Raw genomic sequence first — 18,016 nt, forward strand, 5'->3', positions numbered from 1 at the left:
TTTTTACCAAGAAAAAGCGCCGAATCTGGTTTTTTCTTGGTAAAAATACCCAAGTTCCGACAGAGGCATCAAGCGCGCGGGGTGCCGGTTAGCGGGATACGCGTGCCCGGCTGGATGACATCAGGATCGTAGGGTTTTCGCGCGAATACTCCCTCGACCATCGGCGCAAAGAATTCCAGCGGCAGGGTGTCGTAGGCGGGGTCAAAGCTGGCCTGATCCCAGCGTTCGCAAAACTCGGCGCAGTCGTCGAAATAGGTATGTCCGCGATGGCGCTCGCGCTTGTTCTCGTCGAACCCGTCCAGGTGGTGGCCGTAATAGAGCATCTGAAAGTCGCCATGCGTGGCCACGACCCATGTGCATTGCTCGCGCACGAAGGGTTTGAGGATCGTGGCGGCGTATTCGTCGTGATTGTAGGGCGCGTAGATATCGCCGATGTCGTGCAGGAGGGCGGCCACGATCCAATCGGTATCCGCGCCGTCGCGCCATGCGCGGGTGGCGGACTGGATCGAGTGGCCGAGGCGCGTGATTTGGTAGCCTGACAGACCTTCGTCCAGTTCCACCAGCGCTTTGAGCAGGCGTTGCGCGGTATGTTTGGTGTGGTCAATCTCGTGCGCGGTCAGGAATTCATAATCTTCCTTGGTGCCGTCTTTCATCTGGGTAAAGCTGACGCGTTCCATATTCGGTGGCTCCTCAGGTCATGGTGTGCTTAGCAAACCGTATTTTCCATATCCTGCGCAAGGCTCTCTGTGTGATCGGTGCGGATTCTTGCGGCGGTTTGGCTTGCGCATTTAAACGGTGTTGGCAGTATCTCAACGTAGGATCTGGACATTCAGTGAACGAGTATCAGGTACTTGTACAATACGATCCCCTGCGGCGACGCGGCCACATGGGCGACCAAGACGAAAGGCATTGCGATGAGTTGGCGCCGGTGGGCCAAAGCCATCACCGAGATTTTCCTGCCGGGTATTCGGCGCGGGCAAAGCGTGCATGGCGTTCGAACGCGCGGGTCAGTTACCCATGTGCTGATCCTTGACGGAACTATGTCGTCGTTGTCACCGGGGAGCGAAAGCAACGCGGGGCTGGCCTATCGGCTGATTGCCGAGCAGGCGGGGCCTGCTGTGTCGGTGTTCTATGAGGCCGGGCTGCAATGGCAGGACTGGCGATCTGGCGCTGGAGTGATGATGGGGCGCGGGATCAATCGGCAGATACGGCGCGCTTATGGGTATCTGGCCAGCCGGTATCGCACTGGTGATCAGATCATTTTGCTGGGCTATTCGCGAGGTGCCTATGCGGTGCGGTCGCTGGCAGGTGCGATTGAGCGGGTGGGTTTGCTAAAGGCGGAACATGCGACCGAGCGCAATGTGCGGCTGGCGTATCGTCATTATGAGAGCCACAACGTAGGTCCGGCGGTCGATGCCTTTCGGCAGGCCTATTGTCACGAGGCGACGCCGATTGCGATGGTCGGCGTCTGGGACACGGTAAAGGCGCTGGGCCTGCATGTGCCGGTTCTGTGGCGGCTGACGGCGCATCGCTATGCATTCCATTCGGATGCGCTGGGCGCGTCGGTGCTGCACGGGTACCACGCGCTGGCATTGGATGAGACGCGGCGCGCGTTCGCGCCCGTGATGTGGGACAGTCGCGCGGCCCCGCAAACACAGGTGACACAGATGTGGTTTCGTGGGGCGCATGGCGATATCGGTGGTCAGCTGGGCGGGTTCGATGCTGCGCGCGGATTGTCGAACATCCCGCTGGTCTGGATGTTGGAGCGGGCCGAAGAGGCCGGGCTGTTGTTGCCGGAGGGCTGGCAGGCGCGGTTTCCATGCGATCCGGATGCGCCGTCGGTCGGCACATGGCGGGGCTGGGGCAAGCTGTTCTTGTTGCGGAGCCGTCGTCGGATTGGAGCAGATCCGTCGGAGCGGTTGCATCCAACGGCAGGTGTGCGCGATCTGCCGCTGGCTGTGGCATCCCAAACTGTCCGGGGTGGGCAGGTGTGATCAGTCGCGGCCGGGCGCAACCATGATCATACAGGTAGTCGAGCCGGAGGCGTAGAGGCGGCCATCGTCGCGCCCGCGAATTTCGCCGGTCGCAACCGCGGTAGAGCGGCCCGCGTGGCTGACCAGCCCTTCGGCGATGACATCTGTGCCGAGTGGGATCGCGCGTGTCAGGTTCACCTTGTATTCCAGCGTGGTGTAGAAGCTGCCGCGCGGAACATGGGTCATCACGGCGCAGGCCATGCAGCTGTCCAGAATCGCCCCGTACCAGCCGCCATGCACGCCGCGCATTGGGTTGGTGACTGCAAACTGCGGCGTGCCCGCAAAGGTCACGCGTCCTTGCTCGACGGTCGCAATGGTAAAGCCCAGTGTTGCACCAATAGGCGGGCCGGAGATGTTTCCGGCAAGGATGTCTTGCATGAATTCAAGGCCCGAGCGCGCCAGTAGCGCGTCAATGTCGGGCAGGTCGTCGAGAGAGCGGGCGGTGTGGGGTGTGTTGGTCATGCGCTGTTTCTGGCACAGGTGTAGGGCAGGGACCAGTCCCCCAATGGCGGTCATGGGACAAGCAGTGCGCGCCGGAGTGTTTCAGCCTGTCGCGATGAATGGGTGCCGCCCGGCGGCGTCATACGCCATAAAGCCGGGCATGTGTTGCACCTGTCATCCAGTCATCACGCCACGTCGCGCAGCTCTACCCGGGGTGTTACGCCAAGAGCATGGCAGATGTCGCGCGTCAGTTCGGGGCGGTTCAGTGTGTAGAAATGCAGGTTCTCGACACCTTCGTCGATCAGCTTGCTGCACAGTTCGGTCGCCACGGCGGTTGCCAACAGTTCGCACCGGTCGTCGCGCTCTGCGGTGGTGAAAGCACTGTCGAGCCAGTCGGGGATGCCGGCACCGCAAGCAGCGGCAAAGCGGCGGGTCGATTTCCAGTTCTCGATCGGCAGGATGCCGGGCAGGATGGGTTTGTCGATGCCTGCCTTGGCGCAACGATCACGGAACCGCAGGAATGTGTCCGCGTCAAAGAAGAACTGCGTGATTGCTTCGTCCGCGCCTGCGTCGAATTTGCGTTTGAGCCAGTCCACGTCGGCCTGATCACCTGCGGCCTCGGGGTGTGGCTCCGGGTAGGCGCCAACGCGGATTTTGAAATCGCCGCGGTCTGCCAATGCCTCGATCAGCGCGCAGCTGTCGGTAAACCCGTCCGGGTGTGCCGTGAACCCTGTCGCGCCTTTGGGCGGGTCGCCGCGCAGGGCCACGATCTCTTGGACGCCAGCGGCGGCGAATTCATCGGCAATCGCCATCGTCTCTGCACGGGTGGCGTCAACGCAGGTCAGGTGGGCAGCAACATTCAGGCCGGTCGCCTGATGCAATGTGCCGACCGCCTCGCGGGTCAGCGCGCGGGTGGTTCCGCCTGCGCCATAGGTGACCGAGACAAAGCGTGGCGCAAGTGGAGCCAGCGTATGAACCGTATCCCAGAGGCGAAACGACGCCTCAAGCGACTTGGGTGGGAAGAACTCGAAAGAGACGGAAGGCGTGGTCATTGTGCAAATCCTTTGCGAAAGGCTTGTCTCCTTGTCGGCGCAAAGTGTAATAGAGGCAAATTCATAATATTCACAAAGATTATGAGGCTACCCGCAGTATGCATATCGAGTTTCGCCACCTTCGCACGATCCGCGCCATTCATCAGGCGGGTGGTTTGGCGCGTGCGGCCGAGATGCTGCACATCACCCAATCTGCGTTAAGCCATCAGATCAAGGGGTTAGAGGATCAGGCGGGTGTACAACTGTTCGTGCGTCGGTCAAAGCCGATGAAACTGTCGGCGGCTGGGCACCGCCTGCTGCGTCTGGCGGAAAAGGTGCTGCCCGAGATTGAGGCGCTTGAGGCGGAATTCAGCGGCGTGCGGGACGGTAGCGCGGGGCGAATGCATATCGCGATTGAATGTCATGCCTGTTTCGAATGGCTGTTTCCGGTGTTGGAGCAGTTTCGCAAGAACTGGGGCGAGGTGGATGTGGATATCCGCCCCGGTCTGGCCTTTGACGCGCTGCCGGCGCTGCAAAAGGAAGAGGTCGATCTGGTGGTGTCGTCCGACCCCGAGAACCTGCCCGGGATCACGTTCAAGCCGCTGTTTGATTACGAGCCGGTCTTTTTGGCGTCCAGCGTACATCCGTTGGCGCAAAAGAATTATGTCGAGGCCGAAGATTTTCGCGGTGAGACACTGATCACCTATCCGGTGGATCGGTCCCGGCTGGATGTATTCACCGAATTGCTGACCCCTGCCAAGGTAGAGCCTGCCGCGACGCGGCAGGTGGAGCTGACGGCGGTGATATTGCTGTTGGTTGCGTCAAATCGCGGGGTGGCCGTGCTGCCCGACTGGGTCGTGAGAGAGCAACGCACCAATGGCGATTACGTGACCCTGCCTGTCACCCAAGCAGGGTTGACCAAGCGCCTTTATGCGGCGATCCGCGACGAGGATGCACAAAAACCTTATATGGCGCATCTGATGCGGCTGGCGCGCGAAATTCCGGTGCGGTTGCAACGCCGGGCATAGCGGCCACCTTAATCCTATCAAAACTTCTGTGGCTTAGACAGGCGGGCAGTTTTGTGCGTTTTGATGGGGGCACAGGTATGCCGACGACATTCAATGTTATATCGCTTGGCCAGTTGGCGGATATGGACACGACCGAGGGTAATGCGGTGGCCGAAAATGCCTCGGCATTGGTCGGTCAGAGTTTTGGGGGACCGGGGGCGCCATTGGTGGATGAATTTGCCTCATTCAGCCGGGTTGGCGCGGCAGATACGACATTTGATCAGGATAGTGACGCCGACACGGACTATTTTTCGATCGATGGTGGCCCGGCGCAAACCTTTGACAGTGTGGCCGTCTACAACGCCACGATCACCTATACCGACGGATCGACCGGTAGTATTTCCGCCGTGGTGTTTCAGGATGTGAACGGTCACAGCTACCTTGCGCCCGAATTTTCCGCCAATGCCGATATGGCCGCGCTGGAGGGCGGTGCGATACGGTCGATCAGCCTCGATAGCCTGATTGGCAATGAATATTCGGGGCTAACGGCGTCGCGTGAGGCATGGAATTTCGTGACCTGTTTCGTGCGTGGTACTGAAATTCACACTGCCGCGGGCCCGGTCCCGATCGAGCGATTGGTACCCGGTGATATGATCTGGACGGTGGATCGCGGGATGCAACCGCTGCGCTGGATCGGGCGGCGGCGCGTGGCGGCGCGTGGGACGCTGGCACCGATTCTGATCCGAGCGGGGGCCTTGGGCAACAGTTGCGATCTGCGGGTGTCACCTCAGCACCGTATTCTGCTGACAGATTGGCGCGCAGAAATGTATCTGGGCGCGCGCGAGGCGCTGGCGCCAGCCAAGCATCTGGTCAACGGGCATGACATCGTGCGCGAGCCGGGCGGGATGGTGGAGTATTTTCATATCATGTTCGACCAACACGAGCTGGTCCACGCGGGCGGGATCGCATCGGAGAGCTTTCATCCCGGTGCGATGGCATGGGACGGGATGGGGGCGGATGCGCGGGGCGAAATACTGGCAATTTTTCCAGAGCTGCGCCAGAGTGGGCCGGAGGTCTATGGCCCGCCGGTGCGCAGGTCACTGAAGGCGCATGAGGCGCGGCTGTTGATGAACTGAGAAAACCGCCCTACCTTTGCAGCGCGCGCGGGTTGGAAACTGCACGCAAATCTTACCCAAGTGCCGGGGAGCGGCCATTTGGGGGTGCGAAGATTTCGGCTACTGAGCGTTGAAGTACTTCAGATCTGTGATGCAAACGACCATTCCGCCGACATTATCCCCCAGACCGGTATCGTTGATGCGGAAATCCACCTGATTGGAATGGGTCGGATAGCCGGCCGCCGCGCGTTGTTCCCGTATATGCGCCAGTTTGAGATTCGCACTACGGCTCAAGAGAGCGCCGAAGGGTAAGTCGGCAAAGAACTTGTACCGCTCAAATGGTTTGAGGGCCGCCGCATCCGCGCCGGTATGGCCGTCGGGACCAACCCTGTCGTAACGCGCGCCATCGACGCTCCATTTATAGTCAACGTGAACGGAGTTGAGAGTAGACGGCGGAAAGTGAGCGGTCCCAAGCGCGTAGACAGCCGGTTTGGACAGATGCCGTGTGTCTATGCTCTGCCAGCCGAGTTGTGCGTCAATCGCAGCGCATGTGTAGTGTAGAGCGAAGTCCGCCGGCAAGGGAATGAGACGTGCGGGTATCGCGTCTGACGCATGAAGTGCAACCGTCTGCAGGGCTATTCCCGCGATGAGTGCAGTTGTCAATTTGGCCATCTGTCGTCCTCCTGGTGAGGGCCAGATTGGATCAGGTGCCGTCATTTGGCAAGGACCCTTGGCAAGAGTGGTCCTTGCGCGTATATGCGCGAGCTTAATCCAAGGAGCGTAGCAATGGCCGTTAGTGCAAACCTCAACGTGATGATGAAGGCCGCCCGCAAGGCGGGGCGCGCTTTGGCGAAGGATTTCCGCGAGGTGGAAAACCTGCAGGTCAGCATGAAAGGCGCGGGCGATTTCGTAAGCCGTGCCGATATCAACGCGGAGCAGATCATCAAATCCGAGCTGATGAACGCGCGCCCGACCTATGGCTGGATCGCCGAAGAGGGCGGCGAGGAGCCGGGTAAGGATCCGACCCGCCGCTGGATCGTTGACCCGCTGGACGGAACCACGAATTTTCTGCACGGGTTGCCGCACTGGGCTGTCAGCATCGCGCTGGAGCACAAGGGGCAGATCGTATCGGGCGTCGTTTATGACGCTGCCAAGGACGAGATGTTTTGGGCTGAAAAGGGCGAAGGTGCCTGGATGAACGAGAGCCGCCTGCGGGTGTCCGGGCGGGCCAAGATGATCGAGAGCATCTTTGCCACCGGTGTGCCCTTTGGCGGGCGGCGTGATTTGCCGCAGACATTGCAGGATCTGGCGCGGCTGATGCCGGCCTGTGCAGGCGTGCGGCGCTGGGGCGCTGCCGCGCTCGACATGGCCTATGTGGCCGCAGGGCGCTATGACGGGTTCTGGGAACGGCGCCTGAATCCATGGGACATCGCGGCGGGGATCGTGATCGTGCGCGAGGCGGGCGGGCTGGTAGAGCCGCTTGATCCGGGCCGGGATATGCTGGAGACCGGGGCGGTGATCTGCTCTAACGAGCCTATCTTTGACAAATTCGCCAAGGTGATCCGCGACGCGTGATCGCCCGGCCGGACCGTACGGCTGGCGTTATGTGTCGGACGGGTGTTCGCGGCCATTGACCCAAGGGATATCGCCCAGATCGCGCAGGTTAACACCGTGGAGCGCGCCCAGATTGACGCCCATTTCATTGGGGTTCGAGCGCCGCCGGTGATGCGTGTAGATGCCGCAAACCGAGCAAAAGAAGTGCCGCGCCGTTTTGGTCCCCCACTGATATTCGGTCAGCTTGTCGGCCCCCTTGACCACTTCGATCCCATCCAGCGGCGCTGTTACTGCCGCCGCCCCGCGCCGCACGCAAAAGCTGCAATCGCAGCGACGGGCCGTGTTCAGCCCGTCAGAGAGGCGCACGCGCATTTCGACGGCACCGCAGTGGCAGGTCGCGGTTACTGTTTCGGTCATTTACGCCTCACTTTGGGGATGCGGGAGCGGGCCAGTTCGTAACGTGCCTCGGGATGTGGCGGGTGGCCGTGGGTGCGGGCCCAAAAGCGCGGACCGCCAAGACGCAGGAAAACCGGCAGGGTCATCACGATTCCGGCGACAAAGCCACCGGCATGCGCCCAATAGGCCACGCCGCCGCTGCCCTGCACCGCGTTAAAGCCACCAAAAATCTGCATGGCCAGCCAGACGCTGAGCACGATCCACGCGGGGATCGGCAGGATGCGAAAGATGATGACGATGATGATGAGGATATCGACCTTTGCCTTGGGAAAGAGCAGAAGATACCCGCCCATGACGCCTGCGATGGCCCCGGATGCCCCAACCGTGGGCACGCCCGACAGTGGGGCGGCGACCACTTCGGCAAGGGAGGCTGCGACGCCTGCGGCAAGATAAAAGACCAGATAGCCGACATGACCCATCTCATCCTCGAGGTTGTCACCAAAGACCCATAGAAACAGCATGTTACCGGCCAGATGCATCCATCCGCCATGCAGGAACATTGAGGTGACAAGGCTATAGTATTCGCGGCCATTGCTGACAGAGACCGGGTGCATGGCCCAATCCCGAAAGAAGGCATTTAGCGCGCGCGGATCGTCGAACAGCGGCCAGTAGGAGATAAAGACGACGATGTTGATCGCGATCAGCGCGTAGGTCACATAAGGTGTGCGCCCCGAAGGGTTATGATCGCGGATCGGGAACATGGGGCATTAGTTGCCCCATGTTCCGCCGAGGTCAACCCAGACTGGTCGCGGCGCTACCCAAAAGCGCGGCGTTGCCACCCGCCGCTGTCGTATCGACACAGACGTGACGTTCGTGCAGCGCGTGGCCGGTGTCCGGCAGGCCGGTGATCAGTGGCAGGATCGGGCCCGACCGGTTGGCCAGTGCCAGCGCAAATTCGCGTGCGGCCTTGGTTTCGCCCCACCAGAGCGCCCCGGAGAATCCGGTAAGCGTGCTGAGTGCGACCGGATCGACATATCCGGTCACGATGGTGGCCACACCGCCGAGGTCGGTCACGGATTTGGCTTGCGCTTCTGCCGCGTCCTTGCCCGGGCCCATGCACAGCAGGGGCGCGCGGTGGTGTGTTGTCAGTCGGTTGGATTCACCCGTCGGGCCGGGCAGCACGAGGGCCTCGCGCGGGGTGCGCGGGTGGGTCGCGGTCTTGTCCAGCGCCTTTTGCACGTCGCTCGTTGGCATGGCACTGGGCCATTCGCCGTCGGCCTTTGGCGCAGGCCGCGCGGTGAAGCGGGGCAGATAATTTGGCCCGCCTGCCTTGGGGCCGGTGCCTGACAGCCCCTCGCCGCCAAAGGGCTGGGAGCCGACGATGGCGCCGATCTGGTTGCGGTTGACGTAAAGGTTGCCAGCCTGCACGCGTTCGGTGACATATTGCACGCGATCGTCGATGCGGGTCATCAGGCCGAAAGTCAGCCCGTATCCGGTGGCGTTGATTGCGTCGATCACCTTGTCCAGTTCGGTCGCACCAAAGGTGGTGAGATGCAGCACGGGGCCGAAAATCTCGCGCTTCATGTCGGCAATGCTGTCCACGCGGATCAATGTCGGGGCAATGTAGGTGCCGGAATTGGGTGTTTTCAATTCGTGCATCAGACGCCCCTCGGCGCGGGCGGTCTGGATGTGGTCGGCGATACCCTTGCGGGCGGTTTCGTCAATCACTGGGCCGCAATCGGTCGAAAGGTCCCAGGGCAGGCCGATCACGAGCGCGTCCATCGCGCCCTTGAGCATCTTGATGAAATCCTCGGCAATGTCCTCTTGGACATAGAGACAACGCAGCGCGGAGCATCGTTGACCTGCGGATTGGAACGCGCTTTCAACAATCGCCTGCACGGCCTGTTCGGGCAGGGCGGTGCTGTCCACGATCATCGCGTTCATGCCGCCAGTTTCTGCGATCAGTGGCGCGCCGGGGGCGAGGTTTTCGGCCATCGTCGCCTTGATCTTCATCGCGGTCGCAGTCGAGCCGGTGAAGGCCACGCCGCCGACACGCGCATCAGAGGTAAGCGCTGCGCCGACATCGCCACCACCGGGCAAGAGTTGTAATGCAGATTTCGGCACACCGGCCTCATGCATCAACGAAATGGCGAAATGCGCCATGATCGGCGTTTGTTCGGCAGGTTTGGACAGCACGGCGTTACCGGCTGCCAGCGCCGCCGCGATCTGGCCAGAGAAAATGGCCAGAGGGAAGTTCCACGGGCTGATGCAGGTGAATACACCAACGGCGGGGGCTTCGGGGGCATTGACGCCGTAGTAGCGCAGGAAATCCACGGCTTCGCGCAGTTCTGCCACCGCGTCCATCTGGCTTTTGCCAGCTTCACGGGCGAGGATCGCGAACAGCTCGCCAAAGTTTTCCTCATAGAGGTCCGCCACGCGGTTCAGCACCTCTTTGCGCTGGGCCGGGGTTGCATCCCACGGTTTGGCATTGGCCAGCGCGGTTTCGATGTCGGCGGCACTGGCGGCGGCAACGGTGCCGGGGCTGTCAGAGGGATCGGCCGGATTGGTGACGGGTTGCGCCTTGTTCGGTTTTGCCTTGCCCGCGAGCAGAGGGACCGCCGCCCATTGGTGGGTGGCAAAGGGCGCGCGCGCGACTTCGATTTTGTCGAGCGTCGGTTGGTGTTTCAGGTCGAAACCCTTGGAGTTGATACGCTCGGGCTGAAACAGCTCTGGTCCTGTCGGCAGGTGGGCGCGCACGGTTTCGTAGACCTCGAAGGGGTCACGGGCGACCTCGTCGGGGGCCACTTCTTCGTCGACGATCTGGTTGACGAAACTGGAGTTCGCGCCGTTTTCCAGCAGGCGACGCACCAGATAGGCCAGCAGGTCACGGTGTGCACCGACGGGCGCATAGATGCGGCAGCGTGTGCCTTCGGCAGTCAGCACGATGTTATGCAGTGCCTCGCCCATGCCATGCAAACGCTGGAATTCGAATTTGTCTTTGGCGTCGGGCAGGTGGGCGGCCATGTCGAGAATGGCGGCGACAGTGTGGGCGTTATGCGTGGCGAACTGCGGATAGATGCGATCGGTCATCGACAGCAGTTTGCGCGCGTTGGCGATATAACTGATGTCGGTCGCGGATTTGTGGGTGAAGACCGGGAAACCGTCGATCCCCTCGACCTGCGCCTGTTTGATCTCGGTGTCCCAATAGGCCCCCTTGACCAACCGGACCATGATCTTGCGATCCAGCCGCGTGGCCAGATCGTGAAGGAAATCGAGCGCATGGCTGGCGCGTTGGCCATAGGCCTGTACCACCACGCCAAAGCCATCCCAGCCCGCCAGCGCCGGTTCGCTGAGCACGGTTTCGATCACGTCAAGCGACAGGGCAAGGCGGTCGGCCTCTTCGGCGTCGATATTGAGGCCCATGCCGGCGGATTTCGCCAGCAGGGCGAGTGAGCGCAGGCGAGGCACCAGCACCTCCATCACCTGCTCGCGCTGGGCGACCTCGTAGCGGGCGTGCAATGCGGAAAGTTTGACCGAGATGCCGGGGTTCTTGGCGATTTCGTCATGGGTGCAGGCCTGCGCGATGGCGGAAATCGCACGGGAATAGCTGAGGTGATAGCGGGTTGCATCCTTGTCGGTGCGTGCGGCCTCGCCAAGCATGTCGTAAGAATAGGTATACCCCTTCTTCTCCATCCCGGCGGCGCGTTTCATCGCGGACTGGATGTCTTCGCCCAGTACGAACTGGCGGCCCATTTCCTTCATTGCGCGGGCGACGGCGGTACGAATGACTGGCTCGCCGAGGCGTTTGACCGCGCCGCGCAGGTGGCCGACGGGGCCTTTGCGGTCCTCTTTCAGCACCTTGCCTGTCAGCATCAAGGCCCATGTCGACGCGTTGACCAGCGACGACGTGGAATGGCCCATATGCTTGCCCCAGTCGCTGGGGGCGATCTTGTCCTCGATCAGTGCGTCGATGGTTTCGGCGTCGGGTACACGCAGCAGCGCCTCGGCCAGACACATCAGGGCGATCCCCTCATCCGTGGACAGACCGTATTCGGCCAGAAAGACCTCCATCAGGCCGGGATCAGAGGCCCCGCGAATGTCCCGGACCAACTGGGCACCACGGGCGCTGATACGTTTGCGATCTTCGACGCTGAGCGCGGCGGTGGCGGTCAGCCTTTGGATCGTTTCGGTCTCATTGGCATAGGTGTCCAGATCAATGGCGCGGCGCAGGTCTGTGTCGTATGGCATTGGGGCTACTCCAGGGTGAATTGATCTAAGTTATCACGGGGGGATAAGTTGTTTTTCCTGATAGATCGGGTTTTATAGGCAAATGGACTGAATTATAGGGAATCGACGATGCAAAGTGATCAGTTTGTGCTGGATCGGTTCGACCGGGCGATTCTAAGAGCGTTGACCAGCGATGGCCGGATCAGCATCACGGATCTGGCGCGTGAAATCGGTCTGTCGAAATCGCCCACCCAAGCGCGGCTGCGGCGGTTGGAAAAGGCGGGTGTGATCACCGGGTATCGTGCGCTGATCGACCCGATATTGCTGGGGCTGGATCATGTCAGTTTCGTCGAGGTGCGTCTGACGGATACCCGCGAGGCGGCGCTGTCGGCGTTCAACGCCGCAGTTGCGCGCACCCCCGAGATCGAGCAAGCGCATATGATCGCGGGAAATTTTGATTACCTGCTCAAAGTTCGAACGCAGAATATGTCGGATTACCGCCGTGTGCTGGCCGAGCGGATTTCAACATTGCCGAATGTGTCGGGCACATCGACCTATGTGGCGATGCAGGCGGTCAAGGAAAACAGTCTACTGGATGTAGGTGGTTCGATTGTGATCTGACCCGCGCCAGTGTCGCATCAGTGTTGACTGGTCGATGCGACAGTTTAGATTCTGCGCGTGAAAGCTGATACTTGATACACGGGCTATGTCAGACTGTCGCAGAACAATTGTGAGGTTGAGCATATGGACAGCAAAATTTCGGGTGGTCTTGTCCACGAATTACCTGCCGACTTGATCGGTGCGCTGACGGACACAAAAGAAACGGTCGACCTATGGGAAGGCTTGACGCCGATCGCGCGCAACGAATTTATTTGTTGGGTTGAAGATGCAAAACAGGAAAAGACTCGGATACGGCGGATTAAGCGAACCGTAGAAGAACTGCATGAAGGTAAAAAACGCCCATGCTGTTGGGCGGGCTGCATTCATCGAACCGACAAGAAGCCAAGCAAATGGCAGCAAGATGTGTTAATCGACAAGAAACCGAAAAAGTAAATATCAAAGGCAATCGTATGACGGCGCGGCGAGAACCCTCCATGATGAGACACGCCTGTTTGCGCCTGTTATTTTGTATGGTCGCCGCGCTACCCGCGCAGGCCGATACCTGTCCCGCTGCGCCTGACCATACCGAGGAGTTGCGCGCGCTGGTTGTCGCCGCGCAAGCCGCACCGGATCAGCAGACCGGGCGCGAGATTTCGAATGCGATGTGGGAATATTGGACCATTGCACCGGATACTTATGCGCAGGAGTTGCTGGATACCGGCATGGAACGGCGCGAAAGCTATGATTATCTCGGAGCTTTGAAGGCGTTCGAGGCGCTGGTGGACTATTGCCCTGACTATGCCGAAGGCTACAACCAGCGCGCCTTTGTGCATTTTCTTCGCGAAGAATACGAGGCTGCGCTGCCCGATCTGGAGCATGCGATCACGTTAGTGCCGCAGCATGTGGCGGCGCGCACCGGGCTGGCGCTGACTTTGATGCGTCTGGGGCGAACCGGCGAGGCGACGCTGGCGTTGCGCGCAGCACTAGAGATGAACCCATGGCTGGGCGAACGCAGCCTGCTGCCGGTGTTAGAGGCGATGGAGCAAGAACTGTGATTTGCACCTCTGGCGTACTTTACACGGCGGGCCGAGTGGCTATTGTCGCGCTCTAATGCGGGCGTGATGGAATGGTAGACATACCAGACTTAAAATCTGTTGGGCCTTGTGCCCGTGTGGGTTCGAGTCCCACCGCCCGCACCAGTCCTGTTTGTGCCACCACGCGGAACGCTGCTTGAGCACAGGTTCGGTTCGAGGTTTGTCCCTGAACCTGCATTTCTTTCATTGGGATTGTATCAGCTTGGGTCACCAGATCCTTGTTTGCACACCGCGGGATGGCTAGTCTGACATCTGGTCAGGATGCACCGGTCTGTGCAGGTTTCGCACCTTTCGCGCCTTGCAAAACCCTACGCCGGACCATAGGTTCCCCAAAAATTGCGGGAGGCTCCCGCCGGACACGAAGGAACACCCCATGGAAGGCGGAAACGCATTGGCGCAATTTGTCCCCCTAATTCTGATATTCGCGATCATGTACTTCTTGCTGATCCGTCCCCAGCAAAAGAAACTGAAGTCGCATCAGGCGATGGTTTCTGCTCTGCGCCGGGGGGATCAAGTGATCACGCAAGGCGGGATCATCGGCAAAGTTGTCAAGGTCAAGGATGACGACGAAATCGAAGTTGAAGTGGCAACCGGCGTGAAAATTCGCGTGGTCAAATCGACTGTTGCGCAGGTTTTGTCCAAAACCGAGCCTGCCGAGGGCTGATTGCCCTCGACCCAAACCTGTCTGCTACGCTGAAAAGGCATCATCATGCTTCAGATTGACCTGTGGAAACGTCTCTGCATCTGGGGGGTGGTGGCCCTTGGCCTGTTGTTGGCCGTGCCCAACGGATTTTATCCGCGGGTCGAGGCGCATAACGACGCTGTTACTGCCGTAGAGGCGGGGACAGATCCTTCCGAAGTCGCGGCTGATCTGTCGCTCTGGCCCAGTTGGATGCCATCGGGGTTGGTCAATCTGGGCCTTGATCTGCGCGGTGGCGCACATCTGCTGGCCGAGGTGAAGGTCGCAGAGGTCTATCAATCCCGACTGGAAGGCATGTGGCCCGAAGTGCGCGATTTGCTGCGCGACGAACGCGACAGTGTCGGTACCATCCGCCTGCAACCCACCAAGGGCGAAGAACTGGTGGTGCGCCTGAACGAGCGGCCCGGACAGGTCACCGAGGCCGCCACGCTGGTGCGCGGTCTGGCGCGCCCGGTGACCAGCCTGACAGGGGCCGGTGCCAGCGATATAGAGGTAACGACGCGCGGCGATAGCATTGTTGTCCGTCTGAGCGAAGCTGAGAAGCGCGCGACGGATGAGCGCACTGTGCGGCAGGCGCTGGAAATCATCCGCCGCCGTATTGATGAGGTCGGCACACGCGAACCGACGATTCAGCGGCAAGGCAGCGACCGTATTCTGATCCAAGTGCCCGGTATCGGTAGTGCGGCAGAGCTGAAGGCGATCATCGGCACGACGGCGCAGTTGACCTTTCAGCCGGTCGTCAGCCGCACGTCGAACAAGGACGAGCGCGCAGGTGCGGGCAATGAGGTGCTGCCATCGCTGGATGACGAGGGCGTTTACTATATCCTCGAAACTGCCCCAGTCGTGACGGGCGAAGAGCTGGTCGATGCGCAACCCGATTTCGACCAGAACGGTCGGCCAGCGGTATCATTCCGCTTTAACCCGACGGGCGCGCGCAGTTTTGGTGATTACACGGCCGAGAATATCGGCAATCCGTTTGCCATCGTGCTGGATGATGAAGTGATCAGCGCCCCGGTGATCCAAAGCCATATCCCCGGTGGATCGGGCATCATCACCGGCAATTTCAGCGTTGAAGAAAGCACCAATCTGGCCGTTTTGCTGCGTGCAGGTGCGTTGCCGGCTGGGCTGGAGTTTCTGGAGGAACGCACTGTCGGGCCGGAACTGGGCGCGGATAGCATTGAGGCGGGTGAACTGGCCTGCATCGTCGCCTTTGTGTTGGTGCTGGCCTACATGTTCCTCAGCTATGGTATATTCGGGATTTTTGCCAACATTGCGCTGGTCATCAATGTGGGCCTGATCTTTGGCCTGCTCAGCCTGATTGGAGCGACCCTGACATTGCCGGGGATTGCCGGGATCGTGCTGACCATCGGGATGGCGGTGGACGCCAACGTGCTGGTGTTCGAGCGTATCCGCGAAGAGATGAAGACCGCCAAGGGACCGGCGCGGGCGATTGAACTGGGCTACGAGAAGGCGCTGAGCGCCATCACCGACGCCAACATTACCACCTTTATCACCGCGCTGATCCTGTTCGCGATGGGCTCTGGCCCGGTGCGTGGCTTTGCCATTACGCTGGGTCTGGGTATCCTGACCTCTGTCTTTACCGCGATTTTCGTCACCCGCCTGATCGTGGTGATGTGGTTTGAACGCAAGCGTCCCAAATCCGTGCTTCAGGGCCGCGCATTGCGCTTGGTACCGCAAGAGACCAATTGGGATTTCTTTCGCCGGTGGAAGCTGTCGCTGGGCCTGTCGGCGGTGTTGATCGTGATTGCCGCCGGATCGTTCGGGGTGCAGGGCCTCAACTACGGTATTGATTTCAAGGGCGGCACGACGATCCGCACGCAGAGCGAACAGAGTGTCGATATCGGCCAGTACCGCGATGCGATCACCCCGTTGGAACTGGGCGATGTGTCGATTACCGAGGTGTTCGATCCGACCTTTGCCGACGATGAAAACGTCGCGATGATCCGCATTCAGGCGCAGGAAGGCCAAGAGGCCGTCACGCCGGAGGTCATCGTGCAGGTCGAAGAGGCGTTGCAGGACGCAGTGCCGGATATTGAATTCACTTCTGTCGAAAGTGTCGGGCCGAAAGTGTCAGGCGAGTTGATCACCACGGCGGCCATTGCGGTCGTTCTGGCGATCGGGGCGGTGCTGATCTACATCTGGCTGCGCTTTGAATGGCAGTTCGCCGTGGGGGCTGTGGCCGCCTTGGTGCATGACGTGGTGCTGACCATCGGCGTGTTCTCTGAATTACAGATCCAGTTCGATCTGGCGATCATCGCGGCATTGCTGACGATTGTGGGCTATTCGCTGAACGATACGGTGGTTGTGTTTGACCGGGTGCGCGAGAACCTGAGAAAATACAAGAAGCTGCAACTGAGCGAAGTGTTGAACCTGTCGATCAACGAGACATTGAGCCGGACAATGATGACATCCGTGACCACATTGTTGGCGCTGCTGGCGCTGTACGTGCTGGGGGGGGATGTGATCCGCGGCTTTGTCTTTGCGATGATCTGGGGCGTGATCGTGGGCACGTACAGCTCGATTTTTGTGGCGTCGACGATTCTGCTGTGGCTGGGGGTCAAACGCGACTGGTCCAAGCCGGACGCCAACACCGGCAACCAGTTCGCAAACGTAGATGCCTGATGGGCTAATCGCCGCAATCAGCCTTCCGGGATTCTGGTGGCTGGTGTCGACGATATCGGTGGCAGGTATTGTGCGCGGTTTTACCGGGTTTGGAACGGCGTTGATCTTTGTTCCTGTCGCGGGGCTGTTCCTGCCGCCTGCAATGGTCGTTGCGACGATTACCCTGACAGGGGTTGCCAGCTCTGCGGCGTTGTTGCCGCGCGCGTGGCGCCAAGGAGACCGGCGCGAAGTCGCCCTGCTGGCGCTTGCTGCGCTGCCGACCATTCCGCTGGGGTTGTTTATCATGGACCGGCTGGATGCGTTGACGATCCGCTGGGTCGTGGCCTTTATCGCCGGAGGCACGCTGATTGCCCTGATCTCGGGCTGGCGCTATTCCGGCCAGCTTGCATTGCCCGGCTTACTGGCCATTGGTGCCGCGGCGGGGCTGATGGGTGGTCTCACGGGGCTGACCGGACCGGTGGTGATCCTGTTCTATCTGGCAGGGCAGGCGGTGGCACAATCAGTGCGTGCCAATACGATCCTGTTTCTGGCGGCGCTGGATGTTGCAATTGTTGTTAACCTGTTGACGCGCGGATTTGCCGGGTGGGAAGTGGTCTGGTTGGCGGGATTGCTGGCGATCCCCTACTTCGTCACGACAATGATCGGTCAGGCGCTGTTTGCTCCCACGCGCGAGCGGCTCTATCGTTATGCAGCCTTTTCAGTCATCGGGTTGGCCGTCATCAGCGGTTTGCCGGTCTGGGGTTAGGCGTCCCAGCCCGGACGCGGAACGAATTGGGAGAAGTTTATGCAGATGCACGAGATTTCCTTTGGTCAGGCGACCCCGATTGATGGCTATGGCCCGGGATTCTTTCGGGTCGGCGGTACAGTGCTTCAGGGGCCGATCTGCATCACGGAAACCGGCGCGCGCAGCTGGGGCGGGATGGACGATCATGCATCGTTGCTGGCGCTGGCGGATCAGGTCGATGTGATTTTCCTCGGTACCGGGGCCGAGATAGCGCATATTCCCGCCGCGTTGCGCAGCACGCTGGAGGACGCGGGCATCGGCGTCGAAACGATGAGCTCACCCGCAGCCTGCCGGACGTTCAACGTGTTGTTGTCTGAAGGGCGGCGTGTGGCGGCTGCACTGCTGCCGGTCTGAGCTTTCCTCGACCATGTGGTTTAAGCTAGGCTTTTGA

The 18,016-nt window shown here is 60.5% G+C and carries 18 protein-coding genes and 1 tRNA gene; 12 read left to right on the forward strand and 7 right to left on the reverse strand.

What is annotated here, in order from left to right:
* Positions 1-68: 68 nt before the first annotated feature.
* The gene (locus N7U68_RS16795; protein WP_263047546.1) at positions 69-677 is read right to left on the reverse strand and encodes an HD domain-containing protein; all 609 of its coding nucleotides are present in this window, start codon (positions 675-677) and stop codon (positions 69-71) included.
* Between the two features lie 237 nt (positions 678-914).
* Here N7U68_RS16795 and N7U68_RS16800 point away from each other — a divergent pair, with 237 nt between their 5' ends.
* The gene (locus N7U68_RS16800) at positions 915-1,994 is read left to right on the forward strand and encodes a T6SS phospholipase effector Tle1-like catalytic domain-containing protein (RefSeq protein ID WP_263047547.1); all 1,080 of its coding nucleotides are present in this window, start codon (positions 915-917) and stop codon (positions 1,992-1,994) included.
* Here N7U68_RS16800 and N7U68_RS16805 read toward each other — a convergent pair whose 3' ends face one another.
* Together N7U68_RS16805 and metF are read right to left on the reverse strand one after the other, a co-directional pair.
* Positions 1,995-2,495: a PaaI family thioesterase gene (locus N7U68_RS16805; protein WP_263047548.1), complete on the reverse strand. Its 501-nt coding sequence runs from the start codon at positions 2,493-2,495 to the stop codon at positions 1,995-1,997. It abuts the gene before it with no gap.
* Between the two features lie 164 nt (positions 2,496-2,659).
* Positions 2,660-3,526: a methylenetetrahydrofolate reductase [NAD(P)H] gene (gene metF / locus N7U68_RS16810; RefSeq protein ID WP_165193704.1), complete on the reverse strand. Its 867-nt coding sequence runs from the start codon at positions 3,524-3,526 to the stop codon at positions 2,660-2,662.
* Between the two features lie 98 nt (positions 3,527-3,624).
* On the opposite strand from metF, the gene N7U68_RS16815 reads away from it, so the two are divergent.
* Positions 3,625-4,533: a LysR family transcriptional regulator gene (locus tag N7U68_RS16815; RefSeq protein ID WP_263047549.1), complete on the forward strand. Its 909-nt coding sequence runs from the start codon at positions 3,625-3,627 to the stop codon at positions 4,531-4,533.
* A gap of 77 nt (positions 4,534-4,610) precedes the next feature.
* Complete coding sequence (locus N7U68_RS16820) at positions 4,611-5,648, forward strand: Hint domain-containing protein (protein WP_263047550.1); 1,038 nt, start codon at positions 4,611-4,613, stop codon at positions 5,646-5,648.
* A 99-nt stretch (positions 5,649-5,747) separates the two neighbouring features.
* On the opposite strand, the gene N7U68_RS16825 is transcribed toward N7U68_RS16820, so the two are convergent.
* Positions 5,748-6,299, reverse strand: coding sequence for a hypothetical protein (locus tag N7U68_RS16825; RefSeq protein WP_263047551.1), 552 nt, complete (start codon positions 6,297-6,299; stop codon positions 5,748-5,750).
* Positions 6,300-6,413: 114 nt separating this feature from the next.
* Between N7U68_RS16825 and N7U68_RS16830 the strand changes: the two genes are divergently transcribed.
* The gene (locus N7U68_RS16830; protein ID WP_165193697.1) at positions 6,414-7,202 is read left to right on the forward strand and encodes an inositol monophosphatase family protein; all 789 of its coding nucleotides are present in this window, start codon (positions 6,414-6,416) and stop codon (positions 7,200-7,202) included.
* Between the two features lie 27 nt (positions 7,203-7,229).
* Here N7U68_RS16830 and N7U68_RS16835 read toward each other — a convergent pair whose 3' ends face one another.
* Genes N7U68_RS16835 through putA form a run of 3 tightly spaced genes read right to left on the reverse strand, consistent with a single transcriptional unit; the run spans position 7,230 to position 11,825 of the window.
* Positions 7,230-7,598 (reverse strand): GFA family protein, encoded by a 369-nt coding sequence (locus N7U68_RS16835; RefSeq protein WP_263047552.1) that lies wholly within the window; start codon positions 7,596-7,598, stop codon positions 7,230-7,232.
* Positions 7,595-8,338: a rhomboid family intramembrane serine protease gene (locus N7U68_RS16840; RefSeq protein ID WP_263047553.1), complete on the reverse strand. Its 744-nt coding sequence runs from the start codon at positions 8,336-8,338 to the stop codon at positions 7,595-7,597. Before N7U68_RS16840 ends, N7U68_RS16835 begins: the two co-directional genes overlap by 4 nt.
* A 31-nt stretch (positions 8,339-8,369) precedes the next feature.
* A complete protein-coding gene (gene putA / locus N7U68_RS16845; protein ID WP_263047554.1) occupies positions 8,370-11,825 on the reverse strand; it encodes a bifunctional proline dehydrogenase/L-glutamate gamma-semialdehyde dehydrogenase PutA in 3,456 nt (1,151 codons plus the stop codon).
* A 108-nt stretch (positions 11,826-11,933) separates the two neighbouring features.
* Between putA and N7U68_RS16850 the strand changes: the two genes are divergently transcribed.
* From N7U68_RS16850 to N7U68_RS16885, 8 genes are all read left to right on the forward strand, one after another.
* Positions 11,934-12,425, forward strand: coding sequence for an Lrp/AsnC family transcriptional regulator (locus N7U68_RS16850; protein ID WP_165193691.1), 492 nt, complete (start codon positions 11,934-11,936; stop codon positions 12,423-12,425).
* 123 nt (positions 12,426-12,548) lie between these two features.
* A complete protein-coding gene (locus tag N7U68_RS16855; protein ID WP_165193689.1) occupies positions 12,549-12,857 on the forward strand; it encodes a YdeI/OmpD-associated family protein in 309 nt (102 codons plus the stop codon).
* A 59-nt stretch (positions 12,858-12,916) separates the two neighbouring features.
* Positions 12,917-13,459: a tetratricopeptide repeat protein gene (locus tag N7U68_RS16860; protein WP_263047555.1), complete on the forward strand. Its 543-nt coding sequence runs from the start codon at positions 12,917-12,919 to the stop codon at positions 13,457-13,459.
* Positions 13,460-13,516: 57 nt separating this feature from the next.
* A tRNA-Leu gene (locus tag N7U68_RS16865) sits at positions 13,517-13,603 on the forward strand.
* A gap of 268 nt (positions 13,604-13,871) precedes the next feature.
* Positions 13,872-14,162, forward strand: coding sequence for a preprotein translocase subunit YajC (yajC, locus tag N7U68_RS16870; RefSeq protein WP_165193687.1), 291 nt, complete (start codon positions 13,872-13,874; stop codon positions 14,160-14,162).
* Between the two features lie 45 nt (positions 14,163-14,207).
* Entirely contained in the window at positions 14,208-16,841 is a 2,634-nt protein-coding gene (gene secD, locus N7U68_RS16875; RefSeq protein WP_263047556.1) for a protein translocase subunit SecD, read from the forward strand.
* The gene (locus tag N7U68_RS16880; RefSeq protein ID WP_263047557.1) at positions 16,834-17,586 is read left to right on the forward strand and encodes a sulfite exporter TauE/SafE family protein; all 753 of its coding nucleotides are present in this window, start codon (positions 16,834-16,836) and stop codon (positions 17,584-17,586) included. Before secD ends, N7U68_RS16880 begins: the two co-directional genes overlap by 8 nt.
* A gap of 39 nt (positions 17,587-17,625) precedes the next feature.
* Positions 17,626-17,979, forward strand: coding sequence for an Mth938-like domain-containing protein (locus N7U68_RS16885; RefSeq protein ID WP_263047558.1), 354 nt, complete (start codon positions 17,626-17,628; stop codon positions 17,977-17,979).
* The last annotated feature ends 37 nt before the right edge of the window (positions 17,980-18,016 follow it).

The sequence above is a fragment of the Roseovarius pelagicus genome (genome assembly GCF_025639885.1).
GTDB lineage: Bacteria > Pseudomonadota > Alphaproteobacteria > Rhodobacterales > Rhodobacteraceae > Roseovarius > Roseovarius pelagicus.